The 15,643-nt window shown below is 50.6% G+C and carries 16 protein-coding genes and 1 pseudogene; 9 read left to right on the forward strand and 8 right to left on the reverse strand.

Going from position 1 to position 15,643, the window contains the following annotated elements:
• Position 1 precedes the first annotated feature (1 nt).
• A complete protein-coding gene (locus DRI82_RS09075; protein ID WP_114193187.1) occupies positions 2-853 on the reverse strand; it encodes a winged helix-turn-helix domain-containing protein in 852 nt (283 codons plus the stop codon).
• 779 nt (positions 854-1,632) lie between these two features.
• On the opposite strand from DRI82_RS09075, the gene ypdK reads away from it, so the two are divergent.
• On the forward strand, positions 1,633-1,707 hold the full coding sequence (gene ypdK / locus DRI82_RS24725; RefSeq protein ID WP_114193391.1) for a membrane protein YpdK: 75 nt from the start codon (positions 1,633-1,635) through the stop codon (positions 1,705-1,707).
• A gap of 59 nt (positions 1,708-1,766) precedes the next feature.
• On the opposite strand, the gene DRI82_RS09085 is transcribed toward ypdK, so the two are convergent.
• The 3 genes from DRI82_RS09085 to DRI82_RS09095 all read right to left on the reverse strand — a co-directional run bounded on the left by DRI82_RS09085 (position 1,767) and on the right by DRI82_RS09095 (position 4,323).
• Entirely contained in the window at positions 1,767-2,291 is a 525-nt protein-coding gene (locus tag DRI82_RS09085; RefSeq protein ID WP_114193188.1) for a cytochrome b, read from the reverse strand.
• Positions 2,292-2,429: 138 nt separating this feature from the next.
• Positions 2,430-3,680, reverse strand: coding sequence for an alanine transaminase (alaC, locus tag DRI82_RS09090; protein ID WP_114193189.1), 1,251 nt, complete (start codon positions 3,678-3,680; stop codon positions 2,430-2,432).
• A 115-nt stretch (positions 3,681-3,795) separates the two neighbouring features.
• Positions 3,796-4,323, reverse strand: a complete 528-nt coding sequence (locus DRI82_RS09095; RefSeq protein ID WP_114193190.1) for a GNAT family N-acetyltransferase — start codon at positions 4,321-4,323, stop codon at positions 3,796-3,798.
• Positions 4,324-4,539: 216 nt separating this feature from the next.
• Here DRI82_RS09095 and DRI82_RS09100 point away from each other — a divergent pair.
• Positions 4,540-4,704: pseudogene (locus DRI82_RS09100) on the forward strand (YbiU family protein); the annotation flags it as partial.
• Here the strand turns inward: DRI82_RS09100 and DRI82_RS24505 are convergent.
• Positions 4,638-4,772 (reverse strand): hypothetical protein, encoded by a 135-nt coding sequence (locus tag DRI82_RS24505; RefSeq protein WP_281269768.1) that lies wholly within the window; start codon positions 4,770-4,772, stop codon positions 4,638-4,640. The pseudogene DRI82_RS09100 and the gene DRI82_RS24505 sit on opposite strands and share 67 nt — an antisense overlap.
• 90 nt (positions 4,773-4,862) lie before the next feature.
• Between DRI82_RS24505 and DRI82_RS09105 the strand changes: the two genes are divergently transcribed.
• The 3 genes from DRI82_RS09105 to DRI82_RS09115 all read left to right on the forward strand — a co-directional run bounded on the left by DRI82_RS09105 (position 4,863) and on the right by DRI82_RS09115 (position 8,781).
• On the forward strand, positions 4,863-6,545 hold the full coding sequence (locus tag DRI82_RS09105; RefSeq protein ID WP_114193191.1) for a sensor histidine kinase: 1,683 nt from the start codon (positions 4,863-4,865) through the stop codon (positions 6,543-6,545).
• Between the two features lie 74 nt (positions 6,546-6,619).
• Positions 6,620-7,363 carry a LytR/AlgR family response regulator transcription factor gene (locus DRI82_RS09110; RefSeq protein WP_114193192.1) on the forward strand — a complete coding sequence of 248 codons (744 nt, stop codon included), beginning with the start codon at positions 6,620-6,622 and terminating at the stop codon, positions 7,361-7,363.
• Between the two features lie 179 nt (positions 7,364-7,542).
• Positions 7,543-8,781, forward strand: a complete 1,239-nt coding sequence (locus tag DRI82_RS09115) for an L-lactate MFS transporter (protein WP_114193193.1) — start codon at positions 7,543-7,545, stop codon at positions 8,779-8,781.
• A gap of 73 nt (positions 8,782-8,854) precedes the next feature.
• Here the strand turns inward: DRI82_RS09115 and glk are convergent, their stop codons facing one another.
• On the reverse strand, positions 8,855-9,820 hold the full coding sequence (gene glk, locus DRI82_RS09120; RefSeq protein WP_114193194.1) for a glucokinase: 966 nt from the start codon (positions 9,818-9,820) through the stop codon (positions 8,855-8,857).
• A 381-nt stretch (positions 9,821-10,201) separates the two neighbouring features.
• Here glk and DRI82_RS09125 point away from each other — a divergent pair, with 381 nt between their 5' ends.
• Positions 10,202-11,440, forward strand: a complete 1,239-nt coding sequence (locus tag DRI82_RS09125) for an ion channel protein (protein ID WP_114193195.1) — start codon at positions 10,202-10,204, stop codon at positions 11,438-11,440.
• A 75-nt stretch (positions 11,441-11,515) separates the two neighbouring features.
• On the opposite strand, the gene DRI82_RS09130 is transcribed toward DRI82_RS09125, so the two are convergent.
• Together DRI82_RS09130 and DRI82_RS09135 are read right to left on the reverse strand one after the other, a co-directional pair.
• Positions 11,516-12,208: an aspartate/glutamate racemase family protein gene (locus tag DRI82_RS09130; protein ID WP_114193196.1), complete on the reverse strand. Its 693-nt coding sequence runs from the start codon at positions 12,206-12,208 to the stop codon at positions 11,516-11,518.
• Positions 12,209-12,341: 133 nt separating this feature from the next.
• Positions 12,342-12,800, reverse strand: coding sequence for a multidrug/biocide efflux PACE transporter (locus tag DRI82_RS09135; RefSeq protein ID WP_114193197.1), 459 nt, complete (start codon positions 12,798-12,800; stop codon positions 12,342-12,344).
• 153 nt (positions 12,801-12,953) lie between these two features.
• Between DRI82_RS09135 and DRI82_RS09140 the strand changes: the two genes are divergently transcribed.
• The 3 genes from DRI82_RS09140 (at position 12,954) to DRI82_RS09150 (ending at position 15,533) form a co-directional block, all read left to right on the forward strand.
• Entirely contained in the window at positions 12,954-13,829 is an 876-nt protein-coding gene (locus DRI82_RS09140) for a LysR family transcriptional regulator (protein WP_114193198.1), read from the forward strand.
• 89 nt (positions 13,830-13,918) lie between these two features.
• Positions 13,919-14,908 (forward strand): L-glyceraldehyde 3-phosphate reductase, encoded by a 990-nt coding sequence (mgrA, locus tag DRI82_RS09145; RefSeq protein WP_114193199.1) that lies wholly within the window; start codon positions 13,919-13,921, stop codon positions 14,906-14,908.
• 229 nt (positions 14,909-15,137) lie between these two features.
• On the forward strand, positions 15,138-15,533 hold the full coding sequence (locus DRI82_RS09150) for a DUF2502 domain-containing protein (protein ID WP_114193200.1): 396 nt from the start codon (positions 15,138-15,140) through the stop codon (positions 15,531-15,533).
• Positions 15,534-15,643 lie beyond the last annotated feature (110 nt).

A 15,643-nucleotide genomic window follows, 5' to 3' on the forward strand; every position in this document is an offset into this window, starting at 1 on the left:
ATCATTTTCTTACGCTCAGATAATAATTTTTGCAGTCCTTAAGATCTTTGTCCTTATTGATATTGCATATTCCCATAAAGGTTCGATCTACGCCGGCGAGATTTACTTCACTTAAGGTTTTTTTATAAAAAATGACATAATTATTTTTCCCACATTCAATATTGTGAGTACTTTTGAAATTTATGAAGGCCTTTTTAATATTTTTTGCGATATCTTCGTCATATGACTCGGTAACGTGAACATGGCATCCACCAATGTCAGCAAAGAAAACCGGCTCAGTATTCTTATTCAAATAAACCCACATTACACAGAATGCCAAAGCGAATGACACCACCGCCAGTAACCAAAAAAAGTGATATCTAGTAGAAAAACTCTTGGTACTGGAGCCGACGTGTTGTAGTTGTTCCACAGCCGCTTTATCCGCCGACAAGGTATATTCCACTGTACTGACTGAGTTATCGGCAGATTTCTCTGACGCGGCTATTTCTACACTATCGGGAAATGTCTCTTCACTCTCTTCAATGACCGCGATAGAAATCGACTCAGCCAGCGCAAAGCCAACCTTGGGAACGGTCAAAATGGCTGCGCGGTCGATACCTAAATGTTGAATATTTCTTCTTAATTTGCTTACACATTGATTTAAATTGTTGTTATTGGAAATCAGACCGTGATCGTCCCACACTTCTTGGAACAGTTGTGCTCGGGTGACGGGGTTGCCATGATTAATAATCAGTAACATTAGCAACCTGCGCGTCGTGTTCTGCAGTGGTATGATTTCTTCTGGGTAGCCTTTTAAACTTAACATGCTGTTTTTAGTGTCAAAAACAATAATTTCATCAATGAGATATTTCATTTTTCTCACATTCTTGTTTTTAGAATCATGAATATACGCTTTATAAGTGTAGTCTGGGCGGCAGTCCCAAGCATCGTTAAATGATGTAAGTTGTATAAGACAATTCGACTAAATATACCTTAAACGATCTGATTAATTAGAAAAATATCGTCAGATAATTCTTAAAGAATTTCAGTTATGTCCTAATTTGCAATAAGACGGCAAAAAGTGAATATTCCACCATTTTTTTCATATTTATCAAAATTATGGCGATGTCTCTTTTTTGATGGTATTTCAAATCAAAGTGAGTTTTTTAGATAAAAGCTGCATAACGTATGAACTCACTTTTATCCACTCTTTGCCGATGATCAAAGCATAGCTTGCTTGCGATAGGGGTCATCATGTTATCTAGCCGACGCGTTACCTGGATTCTGGTTTTGTGTTTCTGCATGGTGTTTTGGTCAATACTATTTACGCTCGTATTAGGGTAATTTATTGGTGGTCAAATTTTGTACAAACCGTGGATGAAATCACACTATTGATCACTCACCCCGGATGCGAGTAGAGTAGCGCCAGATCCTGTCGTGACTGGCATCTATACCTTAAATAATTCACATGAAGTATGACGGGTATACAAAAACAATCGGGCTGGCACGATATTACCGGATGCGGCAGTTATTCTCGGGGTGCTCCTCGCGATGAGGTCATTTTGGCAAACTGCTTTTGTCATCCAACATCTATTCCCGGAACAACAATTCGGATCGTTGCTGGCGGGAAAGCTCCATTGAGGAGTGGCTTGAGTGAAGTATTTGGTTATGGGTGTTTCCTTCATGATGCTGGTTTGGGTCGGTACCTTTTTCATGATGGTAGAATAACAACACGCATTGTGGGTAAGAATGTTCAAGGGGCGCAATCTGGCGCCCCTTTTCAATGGCTATTTTCCAGGTAACATTCTTCGTAACGTATCGTCGCGACGAATGTAATGATGGTAAAGCGCCGCAAGCGTATGGAAGCCGATAAGGAAGTACCCCGTATTCGCCAAAGTCTCATGGGTTTGCTTGAGCAATTTACGCCACGACGGATCAGGGGTTACCCACTGTGGTACCGTAAAGCCATACAGTACCCAGTCTTTCCCGCCAAATTGCAGTGTCAGAAAACCCAATATCGGTAACGAGAGAAACAGCAGGTACAGCATCCAATGCAGCCCTTTGCTGGCTATCGACTGCCACTCGGCCAACGGCGGTTCGATCGGGGGAGTGCCATAGTAGTGCCGTAGTCCTAGCCGAATAAACATCAGAAGCCACACGGTAATGCCGAAGTTGAAGTGAAAAAGGTTGATAAATGACTCATCATCTTCCGAAAACATCCCCCGCGACAGCATCGCAGAATAGGTCAGAATGATCATGACCAGCGTTGCCCAATGCAGTGAAATCTGAATCAACGAATAGCGATTTCTCATGGTTTTCGTTCCGTAAGTTGCCCTGAAATCAGTATGTTCAAAAGAAACGTAATAAAATTTTCTTATAGCGTTAACTATAGCGGATAGGAAACAAAAGAAGGGAATTCAGCACCGGGAGGTACCCGGTGCCGTTTGTAATTAGAGCGCGTCGTCACTCGTGCGGCTTTCTGTCGCGGTCTTGACGGGCTTGATTAAGCCATCGGCACGGAACATCGCCTTGATGCCACGTACTGCCTGACGGATACGATCCTGATTTTCTATCAACGCAAACCGTACATGGGTGTCGCCATAGTCACCAAAACCAATACCTGGAGAGACACAAACCTTCGCTTCTGCCAGCAAATGCTTGGCAAATTCCAGCGAACCGAGATGGGCATAGGGTTCAGGAATTTTCGCCCAAACATACATCGCGGCTTTTGGATTGGCAACCATCCAGCCGGCCTCATGCAGACCACGGACCAGTACGTTGCGACGCTGGTGATACTGTTCAGCAATATCTTTCACGCATTGCTGATCGCCTTCCAGTGCGGCGATTGCCGCCACCTGCAAAGGCGTAAATGTCCCATAGTCGTGGTAACTCTTGATGCGTGACAGCGCGCTGACCAGCTCAGAATTACCCACCATGAAGCCAATTCGCCAGCCTGCCATATTATAACTTTTCGACAGGGTGAAGAATTCAACCGCAATGTCTTTCGCCCCCGGCACCTGCATGATTGAGGGGGCTTTCCAGCCATCATAGACAATATCGGCATAGGCCAAATCGTGGATCACCAGCACATCATACTGTTTGGCCAACGCGACAACCCGTTCAAAGAAATCCAACTCGACGCATTGTGCAGTTGGGTTTGAAGGGAAGCCAAGGATCATCATTTTTGGTCGTGGAATGGTTTCACGGATCGCCCTTTCAAGCTCACCGAAGAAGTCCACCCCTTCCGTTAACGGCACCGAACGCACCTGGGCACCGGCAATGACCGCACCATAGATGTGAATCGGATAACTTGGATTGGGCACCAACACCGTATCACCGTGATCCAGCGTCGCCAGCATCAAATGCGCCAGCCCCTCTTTGGAGCCGATGGTGACGATGGCTTCACTTTCTGGATCAATATCGACTTGATAGCGATCGGCATACCAACGTGAAATCGCCCGGCGCAATCGCGGAATACCACGGGAGGTTGAGTAGCCATGGGTGTCTTCCCGCTGCGCAACCGTGCAGAGCTTTTCGACGATATGTGGCGGCGTAGGCCCATCTGGGTTGCCCATACTGAAATCAATAATGTCCTCCCCCCGACGGCGGGCGGCCATTTTCAGTTCAGATGTGATGTTGAAAACATAAGGGGGAAGACGATCGATACGCGAAAAACGGCGTTTAGGACTGTTATCAGTCATAGATTCCTCGGGAGAACGTTAGCGCCCGGACCATCCGAGCGACGCTGGCCGCGACGCGGCCGAATAATGAACATATCGCAGCCGCTGAAAACTGTCGAGCACTAGAGTAAAAATATTATTCTCCCGCCAAACGGCCAAAAACCCAATCATTTCGCCAGATGCCTCCCAACTGATAACTTTCCCGCAGCGTTCCCTCAAGCTGAAATCCGCATTTTTCCAATGTTCGCCTGGAGGCCACGTTACCTTCGGTTACCGCGGCATTCAGGCGATGGAAGCCGCACTCCCCCAGGGCAAAATCACATACGGCATGGAGCGATTCCCCACCGTACCCACGCCGCTGAAACTCTGGCAACAGGAGAAAACCGACCTCTGCCTGTTGAAAAGGCGACCAACCCGCCAGCAGTCCGGTCAAACCGACAGCCGCGCCAGTACTTTTCTCGCGAATTACCAGACACAACCAGTGGCTGGCGTGTTTGTTCCATGTCGGCAAACGGCTGGTGAATAACTGGTAGATCTCCTCTTCGCTGGCCTTGTCTGTCATAAATTCAGTGACGAGGGGATCCTGATACAGCCGCAGAAACAGCGGCCAATCTTCCGCTGTAAGTTGCTGCATGGTTAAACGTTCCGTGATCAACGTGGTCATTTTTGTCCTTTTTTGAGAGACGAATGCGAAAAATAAAAGAGGAAATTTCATTCGAAAGCCATCCCTTTCCCTTCCTCTATAAACAGGCATAATCATTAACATCAACGTTGTTGAACGACTGAAAAACGCCCCTGAAGATAACTACTTTGGCACGCTGGCCGCCAGTAAGCCACAATTCTAAGGTATTTACTGATCGCTGCCGCAGGTTGAGGCGCGTCAGTTTCCAAAAAATGGTATCCCCTATTAGTTAGTGGGATTTCCCTAATTCCGGATTTGGAACCCGGCGATACCGTTTTTTGGCATTGCGACGTGATTCACTCGGTGGAAAATGAGCATGAAGGCGAATTCGACAGTAACGTGACGTACATTGCCGCCGCGCCACCGTCGACACCCTGACGACGACCGGTAAACAGCAGTTGGGACTTGCCGGATAGAATCCTTTTGCGCACCCTGTCCACCCGCGTCTCAACGCCGTCAGTAGCACTGGCGGCGTCTTTTATTTATAGTGACCAGCTTGCAAGCCGCACAGAGAGCCTGTCGTGCACCAAATTTTTGAAATGTTGCTGGCGGTATTTGATCGCGCAGCCCTGATGTTGATCTGCCTGTTCTTCCTGACCCGCACCCAACTTTTCCGTCAATTGCTACAGAAAGAGAGCCATACGCCGCTGGAATTAGCTGCCGTCACCGCCATTTTTTCCTCGTTTGCGATTTTTGGTACCTATTCCGGGATAAACGTTGAAGGATCGCTGGTCAACGTGCGGGTTATTGCCGTGATGAGCGGGGGCATTCTGTTTGGCCCCTGGGTCGGGATCATCACCGGGGTGATCGCGGGCGGTCACCGCTACCTGATCGATATCCACGGCATCACTTCCGTCCCCTGCCTGATAACCAGCATTATTGCCGGTTGCATGGCGGGTTATATTCATCTGAAGGTAAAAAAGGAACATCGCTGGAGCGTTGGGATCGCGGCAGGCATGCTCTGTGAAACGCTGACGATGCTGCTGGTGATCCTGTGGGCGAAACCTACGTCGCTCGGTATAGATATCGTGTCGAAAATCGCCATTCCGTTGATTCTCGGCGCGGTCTGTATTGGTTTGATTGTACTGCTGGTACAGAGCGTTGAGGATGAGAAAGAGGTGATTGCGGCGCGTCAGGCCAAGCTGGCTCTGGATATCGCCAATAAAACCATGCCCTATTTCCGCAACATTACCAGCGAATCCCTGACCACCATCTGTGCCATTATCCGTGAGGATATCAACGCGGATGCCGTTGCCATTACCGACACCAAAAACATTCTGGCGTATGTCGGAGTGGGTGCAGAGCAGTATAATATTGGTCATGAAATCATCAGTGAGATGACCAGGGAGACCCTGAGACGCGGAAAGATCACCATCAGGAATAATGATGAAATGCACCGTACCCCGCAGATTCACTCACTGATCATTATTCCGCTGAGAGAGAAAGGTGAAGTCACTGGATCGCTGAAAATCTACTATTGCCATGCAGACAAAATCACCTACTCGTTGAAAGTTATGGCTGTTGGATTATCACAGATTATCTCCACGCAGATGGAAGTGTCGCGGACAGAGCAGTTGCGTGAGATGGCCAACAAAGCCGAGATGCGCGCCCTGCAAAGCAAGATCAATCCGCATTTCCTGTTCAATGCGCTGAACGCCATCTCCTCCTCTATCCGCATCAATCCAGACACCGCGCGGCAGTTGATCATTAATTTGTCCCGCTACCTGCGTTACAACCTTGAACTGAACGATGAACAGATCGATCTGCGTAAAGAGTTGCATCAGGTGCAAGATTACATCGCCATTGAACAGGCGAGATTCGGCAGCAAACTCACGGTAATTTATGATATTGACGAAGATATCGCAGTGTCGATTCCCAGTCTGCTGATTCAGCCGTTGGTGGAGAATGCCATCGTGCACGGCATTCAGCCCTGTCGCGGAAAAGGCGTGGTGGTGATCGCCGTTAAGCACAGCGGCGATCGCATCCGTATTTCAGTGAAAGACACCGGTAATGGTATCAATCAGGAGATCATCGATCGTCTGGCAAACAATGAAATGCCGGGCAATAAAATTGGTTTACTGAATGTGCACCGCCGCGTATCTCTGCTGTATGGTGAAGGATTGCATATCCGGCGGCTGGAGCCCGGCACCGAGATTTCATTTACTATCGCTATCAACAAAGATGGCGGCAACGTGCATGCTTGAGTGGCGGCATCCCGCCTCTGGCTTCTGGCCGTATTATGACGTTAGTTTTTTGCCGATCGATTTGGGGAGTATCCATGAAAGCGATCATTGTTGAGGACGAATTTTTGGCTCAGGAGGAGCTGAGTTATCTTATCAAGACGCACAGCGGCATCAATATTGAGGGCACGTTCGAGGATGGATTGGATGTCCTGAAGTATTTGCAAACCCATCAAGTGGATGCCATTTTTCTCGATATCAGCATTCCTTCGCTGGATGGCGTTTTGCTGGCGCAGAACATCAGCAAGTTTGCGCATAAGCCCTACATAATTTTCATTACCGCCTATAAAGAGCATGCCGCTGAAGCCTTTGAAATAGAGGCGTTTGATTACATCCTCAAGCCTTACCACGAGTCACGCATCGTAACGATGCTGCAAAAACTCGAAGCGCATTTCGCCCGCGACCGCCAGCAGGCCACCCTGCCGCAGCAATCCACCAGCGGCCATCGCAGTGCGCACAGTATCAATTTGATCAAGGATGAGCGGATTATTGTTACCGACATCAATGATATCTATTATGCCGCAGCGCAAGAAAAAGTGACGCTGGTGTATACCCGGCGCGAAGAGTTCATCATGCCAATGAATATCACCGAGTTCTTCAGCCGACTGCCTGAGGAACACTTCTTTCGCTGCCACCGCTCCTACTGTGTGAATCTCTCTAAAATCCGCGAAATTGTGCCGTGGTTTAACAACACCTATATTCTGCGATTGAGTGATTTGGCGTTTGAAGTGCCCGTCAGCTGCAGCAAGGTGAAAGAGTTCCGGCAGCTTATGCGCTTCTAGATGTATTTCATTCCACCCTGATGGCATCTCATTCCCGATTCGATCCCATGCTGTTTTCCCGCCCGTATACTGGCTGCAGTGGGCGGGCTGATAGCCTCTCGTGCCGTATCAACACGCGAAACATCAGCTCGTAATTTTTGGCTCATCGAGCCTTGTTGCGTGGTGTAAGGAGACCGGGTATGAGCAGTAAACCGGTAAATCGTTGGTTAATCGTAGTTGGCACGATCATTGTTCAGATGGGTCTCGGGACTATTTATACCTGGAGCCTGTTCAATCAACCGCTGGTCGATAAATTTGACTGGTCACTTGGGGCTGTCGCCACCACGTTTTCTATCACCAGTTTTTCACTGGCGGTTGCGACCCTGTTCGCCGGACGCTTGCAGGAGCGCCTGGGTATCCGCAAACTGACGCTGATTTCGGGCGTGGTACTGGGATGCGGCCTGATTGCCAGTTCCTATGCCCAATCCCTCGGCATGTTCTACCTGTTAGCGGGCGTCGTGGTTGGTTTTGCTGACGGTACCGCCTACATCACTACGCTCTCCAACCTGATCAAATGGTTCCCGGAACGCAAGGGGCTGATTTCCGGTATTTCCGTTGGGGCGTTCGGGACAGGCAGCCTGCTGTTCAAATACGTCAATGCCGATTTGATTACTGAAATGGGCGTCTCGCAGGCGTTCTTTTACTGGGGCCTGATCGTCATGGCGCTGGTCGCTGCCGGTTCGCTGTTACTGAAAGAGAAAAAAATTACCGCGCCACTTGTCAATACACGGATCAACGCAGGTCAGTCACGTGATTTCAGCGTCCCGGAAATGTTGGCAACCAAAGAATCCTATCTGCTGTTTTTTATCTTCTTTACTGCCTGTATGAGCGGCCTGTATCTGATTGGTATTGTGAAGGATATCGGCGTGCAACTGGCGGGTATGGATGCGGCAACGGCAGCGAACACCGTTTCCGCTATTGCCATCTTCAACACCGCAGGACGCATTATCCTTGGCGGCCTGTCTGACAAAGTGGGCCGGATGCGTGTTATCACGTTCACCCTGCTGGTCACCCTACTCGCGATCTCAACACTGAGCTTTATCCCGCTGACCCACGCGCTGTTCTTTATTTGCGTCGGCGCGATCGCTTTCTGTTTCGGCGGCAATATCACCGTGTTCCCCGCCATTGTCGGCGATTTCTTCGGCTTGCGTAACCACAGCAAAAACTACGGTGTGGTGTATCAAGGTTTTGGCTTGGGGGCTTTGGCAGGATCGTTCATCGCGGCGCGCTTCGGCGGATTCCACACCACATTCCTGGTGATTGGGGTTCTGTCGGTGATCTCCCTGTTGATCTCACTGCTGATCAAACCGCCTAAAGCAGAAACGGTGGTGCAGGAAGAGAGTCATCATCAGGGTGCGACCGTCAGCAGCCATGCCTGATCGGTAAACAGACGGGACAAAAAAAAGCAGGGTATCTCTTCCACCCTGCTTTTTTATTGGCGACACTCCGCGCTTAGAGAGTCATGCCCAGCGACTGGCGCAGATGCGCCCCAGCCCCCAAGAGACCCGGTTGATCGTGCGTGATGAGAAAAACCGGAATATCTTGCAGATAATCTTTAAAACGACCTTTATCCTCAAAGGCACCCCGGAAACCCGAGGCACGGAAGAAGTCGAGGAAACGGGGAACAATTCCACCTGCAATATAGACACCGCCAAATGTGCCCATTGTTAACGCCAGATTTCCACCAAAGCGCCCCATAATCACGCAAAACAGCGACAGCGCGCGACGCGAATCAATACAGGTATCAGCCAGGGCGCGCTCGGTAACATCTTTTGGCGCCAGATTTTCTGGCAGGCGATGGTCAGATTTGACGATAGCGCGATAAAGATTGACCAATCCCGGCCCCGAGAGAATACGCTCGGCTGAGACGTGGCCCAATTCGTCGCGCAGCACCTCAAGGATACTGTCTTCTTCCTCACTGTTAGGTGCGAAATCGACGTGCCCCCCTTCACCGGGCAAGCTCAGCCAGCGTTTATCCACATGGATCAAATGCGCCACGCCCAGCCCCGTTCCCGCACCGTAAACCGCCACCGGTTTGCCTTCCTGCGCAGCCTGGCCACCAAATTGCAATACGTCATCGGCGCCCAGCATCGGGATAGCCATTGAAACAGCGGTAAAGTCGTTGATGACCTCAAGGTGCTTCAAGCCCAGATTTTTTTTCATTTCTTCAATAGAAAATGCCCAGGTATGGTTGGTCATTGCCACCCAGTCTCCCGTTATCGGGCAGGCGATGGCGATACAGGCATCCTCAATCTGTTGTTTTTCTTCCGCCAGATAGTGACTGATTACGGCTTCCAGACTGTCAAATTCCAGACCGGAGAATGTCCTGGCATGCGAGATTTTACCGCTGTCCAGAGAACAAAGCGCCAGGCGGGCGTTGGTACCACCTACATCTCCCACCAGGGAATACTTATTCATTGTTTGTTTCTCCAATAGTATGAAATTCATTGTCTGCCGACACTGTAAAATCCCCTCTGTAAAACAACAATCCCGCTTGCTGACACACCGGTATTTTAGTGATACAGATCACACTAAAGACGCCATTATCGTCTTTCACCGCTGACTCAATATCTGGCTCCGGCTACGACTCGCTGATTTTTGGTTATGCTGATAAGCAAATGGCGTAATTCCTGCGGTATCTGAATCACCATAAGTGCTTACAGAAAATAGTCATTAGAAAGCCCGTATTGCTATAACCAGCCACGCGAGCCCGGTAATAATGACAAGAATCGCACGGTAGTATAGAAAAAACTTTTCCGTTGATGGCGGGAATTTTCCAGATAATAAAGGACTCACTGCATGTTGCATCCTCGCGCCCATAACATGTTAGCTTTTGCCCTGCCCGCATTGGTGATCGGCACGTGCTCCAGCCTGGTGTTGATTGTGGTCATGCGCTTTGCCGGTATCTTGCAGAATTTACTGTGGAACAGATTGCCTGCGCTATGGAATATCGATACCAGTTCCAGCAGTTGGACGCTGATGACGCTGACATTGACCGGTGTCGCTGTCGGATTGCTGATTCGCCATATGCCCGGCCATGCCGGTCCCGATCCGGCGACCGAGTCCTTGATTGGTATGCCCATCCCGCTTTCTGCCCTGCCCGGTCTATTGCTGGCGTTGGTGATTGGTTTGGCGGGCGGGGTCAGCCTTGGTCCAGAGAATCCCATTACCGTCATTAATATTGCCCTCGCCACCGCTGTTGGCGCACGCCTGTTGCCGCAGGTGCCGAGCATGGATTGGATTATCCTGGCCGCGGCGGGCACTATAGGCGCATTGTTCGGTACGCCCGTTGCCGCAGCATTGATCTTTTCGCAAACTCTCAGTGGCAATCCAGATATACCACTGTGGGATCGTCTTTTTGCCCCGCTGATGGCCGCGGGTGCGGGTGCCATGACCACCGATCTGTTCTTCCAGCCGGACTTCTCCCTGAATATCGCTCCCTATCTGCGGCCAAGGCTGATCGATATCTTCAGCGGCTCAATGGTGGCGGTAATCTCCATTGCCCTGGGGATGGTTGCACTCTGGTGTTTCCCTCGCGCGCACCGGCTATTCCACAGCATCCGCAGTCCGGTCCTGATGCTTGGGCTGGGTGGTTTTATCCTTGGTTTACTGGCGTTGGTGGGCGGGGAAGTCACCCTGTTTAAAGGGCTGGATGAGATGAAAGAGTTGGCGGTGGGCAATTCATTTTCCCTCAGCCAGTTGCTGACCATTACCCTGACCAAACTGGCGGCGTTGGTCATTGCGGCGGCCTGCGGTTTTCGCGGTGGGCGGATCTTCCCGGCTGTATTTGTTGGCGTTTCGTTGGGATTGATGCTGCATCAGCACGTCGACGCTGTTCCGGCGGCGATTACGGTCTCGTGCGCAATATTGGGGTTAGTGCTGGTGGTAACGCGTGACGGCTGGCTGAGTCTGTTTATGGCCGCCGCCGTCGTACCCGATCTGAAGTTGCTGCCTGTTCTGTGTATTGTCATGCTGCCAGCCTGGTTGATTCTGGCCGGTAAGCCGCTGATGCTGGTGCACAAACTGCCGCGACAATAATGCAAAATCGGCTGGCAGGGTTCGCCCAACAGCCGATTTCGCATGAATACCACTACATATGACACCACTGCCCGTTTACTCTAGCGACCAGATCGCCGCGGCATTGGCGTGAATTTCAGTCGTATCAAAGACCGGTACCGACGCATCTTCAGCACCCACCAGCAGCGCGATTTCGGTACATCCCAGAATCACGCCTTCGATCCCCTGCTGTTCCAGATTGCGGATCACCTGCCGGTAGGCGTCGCGGGACTCATCACGGATCACCCCGAGGCACAGCTCTTCATAAATGATGCGGTGAACCGTTTCACGATCTTCTTCGGTCGGAATCACCACATCGATACCAAACTTGTCTTGCAGACGCCCGCGATAGAAATCCTGCTCCATGGTGAAACGGGTGCCCAGCAAAGCCACACGGCGGATCCCTTGTGCCTGAATGCGTTTTGCTGTCGCATCAGCAATATGCAGCAAAGGCAGGCCACTGGCTTGTTCAATCTGATCGGCAACTTTGTGCATCGTATTGGTACAGAGCACAATAGCGTCGGCACCCGCCCGGCTTAATGCAGCCGCAGCCTCAGCGAGAATCTCCCCGGCTCTCTGCCAGTTTCCCTGCTGCTGGAACTGCTCAATCTGAAAGAAATCGACGCTATAAAGCACCAACTGTGCCGAATGCAATCCGCCAAGTTGCTCCTTTACCTGCTGGTTAATCTGGCGGTAATAGGGGATCGTTGATTCCCAACTCATTCCGCCAATCAATCCTAACGTTTTCATCTGCCGCCTCTGGTTATCTACGTTGGTATGACCTTAGCGCAGATTACGCTGCCAAACGAGCCACGGTTGCCATTATTTGTCGTACCCGGTATTTTTCTGTCGCGGCTTTTCAGCACGATTACTTACTGTATGGTTACTTACTGTGTTGGTGACGAAATTTACCACCGTTTGCCGCAACCCAACGGGCGCGCAGCGTGTCGTACATCCAGTTGTAGAACATGGTGTACGGCAGGAAGAACAGGAAGAAACCTATTTCGACCATGAAGGCATGCAGCAGCGTAATTCCCAACAGCACCGCCGCGATAGGTAAACCGATCAGAATAAAACCCCCCTCAAAACCCAGCGCGTGGATGGCTCGTATCGGCAAGGTCCGGGTAATCTTCTCTGCGGGCCAAAAACGATCAAACACGCTGTTATAGATGATGTTCCACAACATGGCGACCGTTGAAAGAATCACCGAAAGTGCTCCCATTTGCAGGAGTGGCCGGTCAAGCAACCATGCACCAATCGGGGCACAAATCACCAGCGCCAGAACCTCAAATCCCACGGCATGAGCCATACGTTCACCCAGTGTTTTTTGTACAATCGCCATAATCTACTCACTTTTTCAACAAACAGGATGGCATTATCATCGTTTTTTAAGATAGATTAAAATTAGATACCATCGATTAAATCGATACATTGCCACGCTGGACGTTGCCGTGTTGAAACGTTGAAAAACAACATCGAAAAACAAAGGGGTGTTATGCGTTACTCTCCAGAAGCGTTGATTGCATTTGTCGAGGCGGCGTCAGCAGGGTCATTTTCTGCCGCGGCCAGAAAACTGCGCAAAAGTCAGTCAACAATCAGCAGCGCCATCGCCAACCTTGAAGCCGATCTGGGACTGAGCCTGTTCGATCGGCAGAGTCGCCATCCGGTGTTAACGGCGCATGGCAAGCGGGTATTGAGTCACGTACAGGAGATTCTGGCGGCGAGCGAGCGGCTGGATGCGCTGGCCATACGCCTGGCCGGGCAGATCGAAACCCGGCTGACGTTTGTGCTTTCTGATACCTATCAGCCGACGCATCATGAGACGATGCTCAATCGCTTTGAGCAACGTTATCCCGATATTGAGTTCGAGTGCCTGATTGCCGAAGATGAAGACGTTATCGATCTGCTGCAAACCGGACGGGCACATATCGGTATGCTGGAGGTGCAGCCGGGTTATCCGCCCGATATCTCTTTTGCGCGGTTGCCGGAGCAAACTGAAATGGCGCTGTTTGTCTCAGGCGCTCATCCGTTGGCAACCGAAGCAGAAGTTACGCCGGAAAAATTGTCGACGATACGGCAACTCTCCCTGAACACCTATACTCGCCGGGACAACCCAAAACCCCAGGGTTTAACCTGGTCAGCCCCCAGTTACCTGATGTTATTGGAAATGGCAGAACAAGGCTTTGGCTGGGCGATGTTACCGCGCTGGATGGTGAAACAGTTTGGTCATAATAAATTGATCGAACTGTCGTCACGCGGTTGGCCCAAGATCATTTCAGTCGATGCCGTTTGGTCGAAAAACACCCCGCCTGGCCCGGCAGGTCGCTGGTTACTCGATCAGTTAATCAACGGAGCAGACAGAACAATGTGAACTTTGCAGGTGTGATCCAGTTACCGGCGAATTCTTGTGGAAACGTGTACACTAAATTGCAGATTAACTCTCACTGATAAGGGTTCGATATGGTCTATCAAGCCAGCTCTGTACGTTATGAGAGCATGGAATACCGCCGTTGTGGCCGCAGCGGATTGAAACTTCCTGCGGTGTCACTTGGGCTTTGGCACAATTTTGGTGACAGCACGCTGGTGGAAAACAGCCGTGAACTGATTCATCGCGCATTTGATCTCGGGATCACCCATTTCGATCTGGCGAACAATTATGGTCCACCTCCGGGATCGGCGGAACTGCACTTTGGCCGTATCCTGCGTGAAGATCTGTTGCCATACCGCGATGAGCTGATTATTTCATCCAAAGCGGGATATACCATGTGGGAGGGCCCTTACGGCGATTGGGGGTCGAAAAAGTATCTGGTTTCCAGCATGAACCAGAGCCTGAAACGCCTGGGTCTGGATTACGTGGATATCTTTTATCATCACCGTCCCGATCCTGATACCCCGCTGGAAGAAACAATGGGCGCACTGGACTTGCTGGTCCGTCAGGGCAAGGCGCTGTATGTCGGCCTGTCCAACTATCCGGCCGATCGTGCCGCCGAAGCCTTTTCCATCCTGCAATCCCTCGGGACGCCTTGCCTGATCCACCAGCCAAAATATTCAATGCTGGAGCGCTGGGTCGAGGATGAATTGCTCGATACGTTGCAGCAGCACGGCGTTGGTTCCATCGCCTTTTCACCGCTGGCAGGCGGGCAACTGACTGACCGTTATCTGACTGGCATCCCCCAGGATTCTCGTGCAGCCAGCAACAGTCGCTTCCTGACTCCGGAGCATCTGACCGAAGAAAAACTGCAACGGGTACGCAAGCTTAACGATCTGGCACAAACGCGCGGTCAAAAGCTGTCGCAGATGGCGCTGGCCTGGGTGTTACGTGGCGACAAAGTGACATCGGTTCTGATTGGTGCAAGCAAAACATCACAAATTGAAGATGCTGTCGGCATGCTGGCAAATCGTCATTTCACCGATGATGAGATTGCCCAGATTGATAGCATTTTAATGTAACCGCTTACCCACCGACCTTTCACTCGGTGGGTATTTTCTACTTTTTTCTGCTCCCTTTCCGCAGTAATTTATAATCCTATTGAATTTGTATCTCTCCATATATTACTGACATTGTTAGCTTATCGTTAAGGAGAGTAAAACAAGTAAAACACGCTGTTGTCTGATAGTGATTGACTTGAATTCCCCGTATACCTTTGTGTATCAGCCTAGCGGCAAGGAAGGGGATTCTATGTTCAAGCCAATTTTACTCAGTGCCATACTGTTCGCATTACTCCCGGCGTCAGTGCCGGTTCAGGCCAGCAGCATCAGTATTGGCATGCCGGGGTTATCAATCAGCATCGGCGATCGCGATCGGTATGGTAACTATTGGGACGGCTATGACTGGCGCAACGAGCGCTGGTGGCACGACCATCAGGGACGTTATCGCGGCGAGAGGAATCGTCATGGCTATTACTGGGACGGACACTACTGGCGCAATAGTGGCTGGTGGAACCAATACCATCGCCCCCCCAAACGCGCCTACTATTCCCGGCCCGATCGTCACGATAATCAGCGCCAAGACAAATACCGTCACGATGAACGCCGCAATCACCACGATGACCGTCGCGGCAGGGATCGCCACTGATTTTGGAATAGGTGTAGATGGACAAATTCTTAGGAAGGTTTCTTCCTAAGTCTCCCGCGCAGTAGCCTGTACAAGCTGGTAAAGCGCATCGTAGCTGAAGGTTCGTTCGC

It is taken from the genome of Edaphovirga cremea, from assembly GCF_003332275.1.
GTDB classification, from domain to species: domain Bacteria; phylum Pseudomonadota; class Gammaproteobacteria; order Enterobacterales; family Enterobacteriaceae; genus Edaphovirga; species Edaphovirga cremea.

Coding starts and splice junctions, on each gene's coding strand:
- DRI82_RS09115 (WP_114193193.1), top strand. CDS start 7,543: ATGAGCAGTAAACCGGTAAATCGTTGGTTAATCGTAGTTGGCACGATC.
- alaC (WP_114193189.1), bottom strand. CDS start 3,680: ATGACTGATAACAGTCCTAAACGCCGTTTTTCGCGTATCGATCGTCTT.
- DRI82_RS09150 (WP_114193200.1), top strand. CDS start 15,138: ATGTTCAAGCCAATTTTACTCAGTGCCATACTGTTCGCATTACTCCCG.
- glk (WP_114193194.1), bottom strand. CDS start 9,820: ATGAATAAGTATTCCCTGGTGGGAGATGTAGGTGGTACCAACGCCCGC.
- DRI82_RS09130 (WP_114193196.1), bottom strand. CDS start 12,208: ATGAAAACGTTAGGATTGATTGGCGGAATGAGTTGGGAATCAACGATC.
- DRI82_RS09075 (WP_114193187.1), bottom strand. CDS start 853: ATGAAATATCTCATTGATGAAATTATTGTTTTTGACACTAAAAACAGC.
- mgrA (WP_114193199.1), top strand. CDS start 13,919: ATGGTCTATCAAGCCAGCTCTGTACGTTATGAGAGCATGGAATACCGC.
- DRI82_RS09095 (WP_114193190.1), bottom strand. CDS start 4,323: ATGACCACGTTGATCACGGAACGTTTAACCATGCAGCAACTTACAGCG.
- DRI82_RS09110 (WP_114193192.1), top strand. CDS start 6,620: ATGAAAGCGATCATTGTTGAGGACGAATTTTTGGCTCAGGAGGAGCTG.
- DRI82_RS09125 (WP_114193195.1), top strand. CDS start 10,202: ATGTTGCATCCTCGCGCCCATAACATGTTAGCTTTTGCCCTGCCCGCA.
- DRI82_RS09140 (WP_114193198.1), top strand. CDS start 12,954: ATGCGTTACTCTCCAGAAGCGTTGATTGCATTTGTCGAGGCGGCGTCA.
- DRI82_RS09085 (WP_114193188.1), bottom strand. CDS start 2,291: ATGAGAAATCGCTATTCGTTGATTCAGATTTCACTGCATTGGGCAACG.
- DRI82_RS09135 (WP_114193197.1), bottom strand. CDS start 12,800: ATGGCGATTGTACAAAAAACACTGGGTGAACGTATGGCTCATGCCGTG.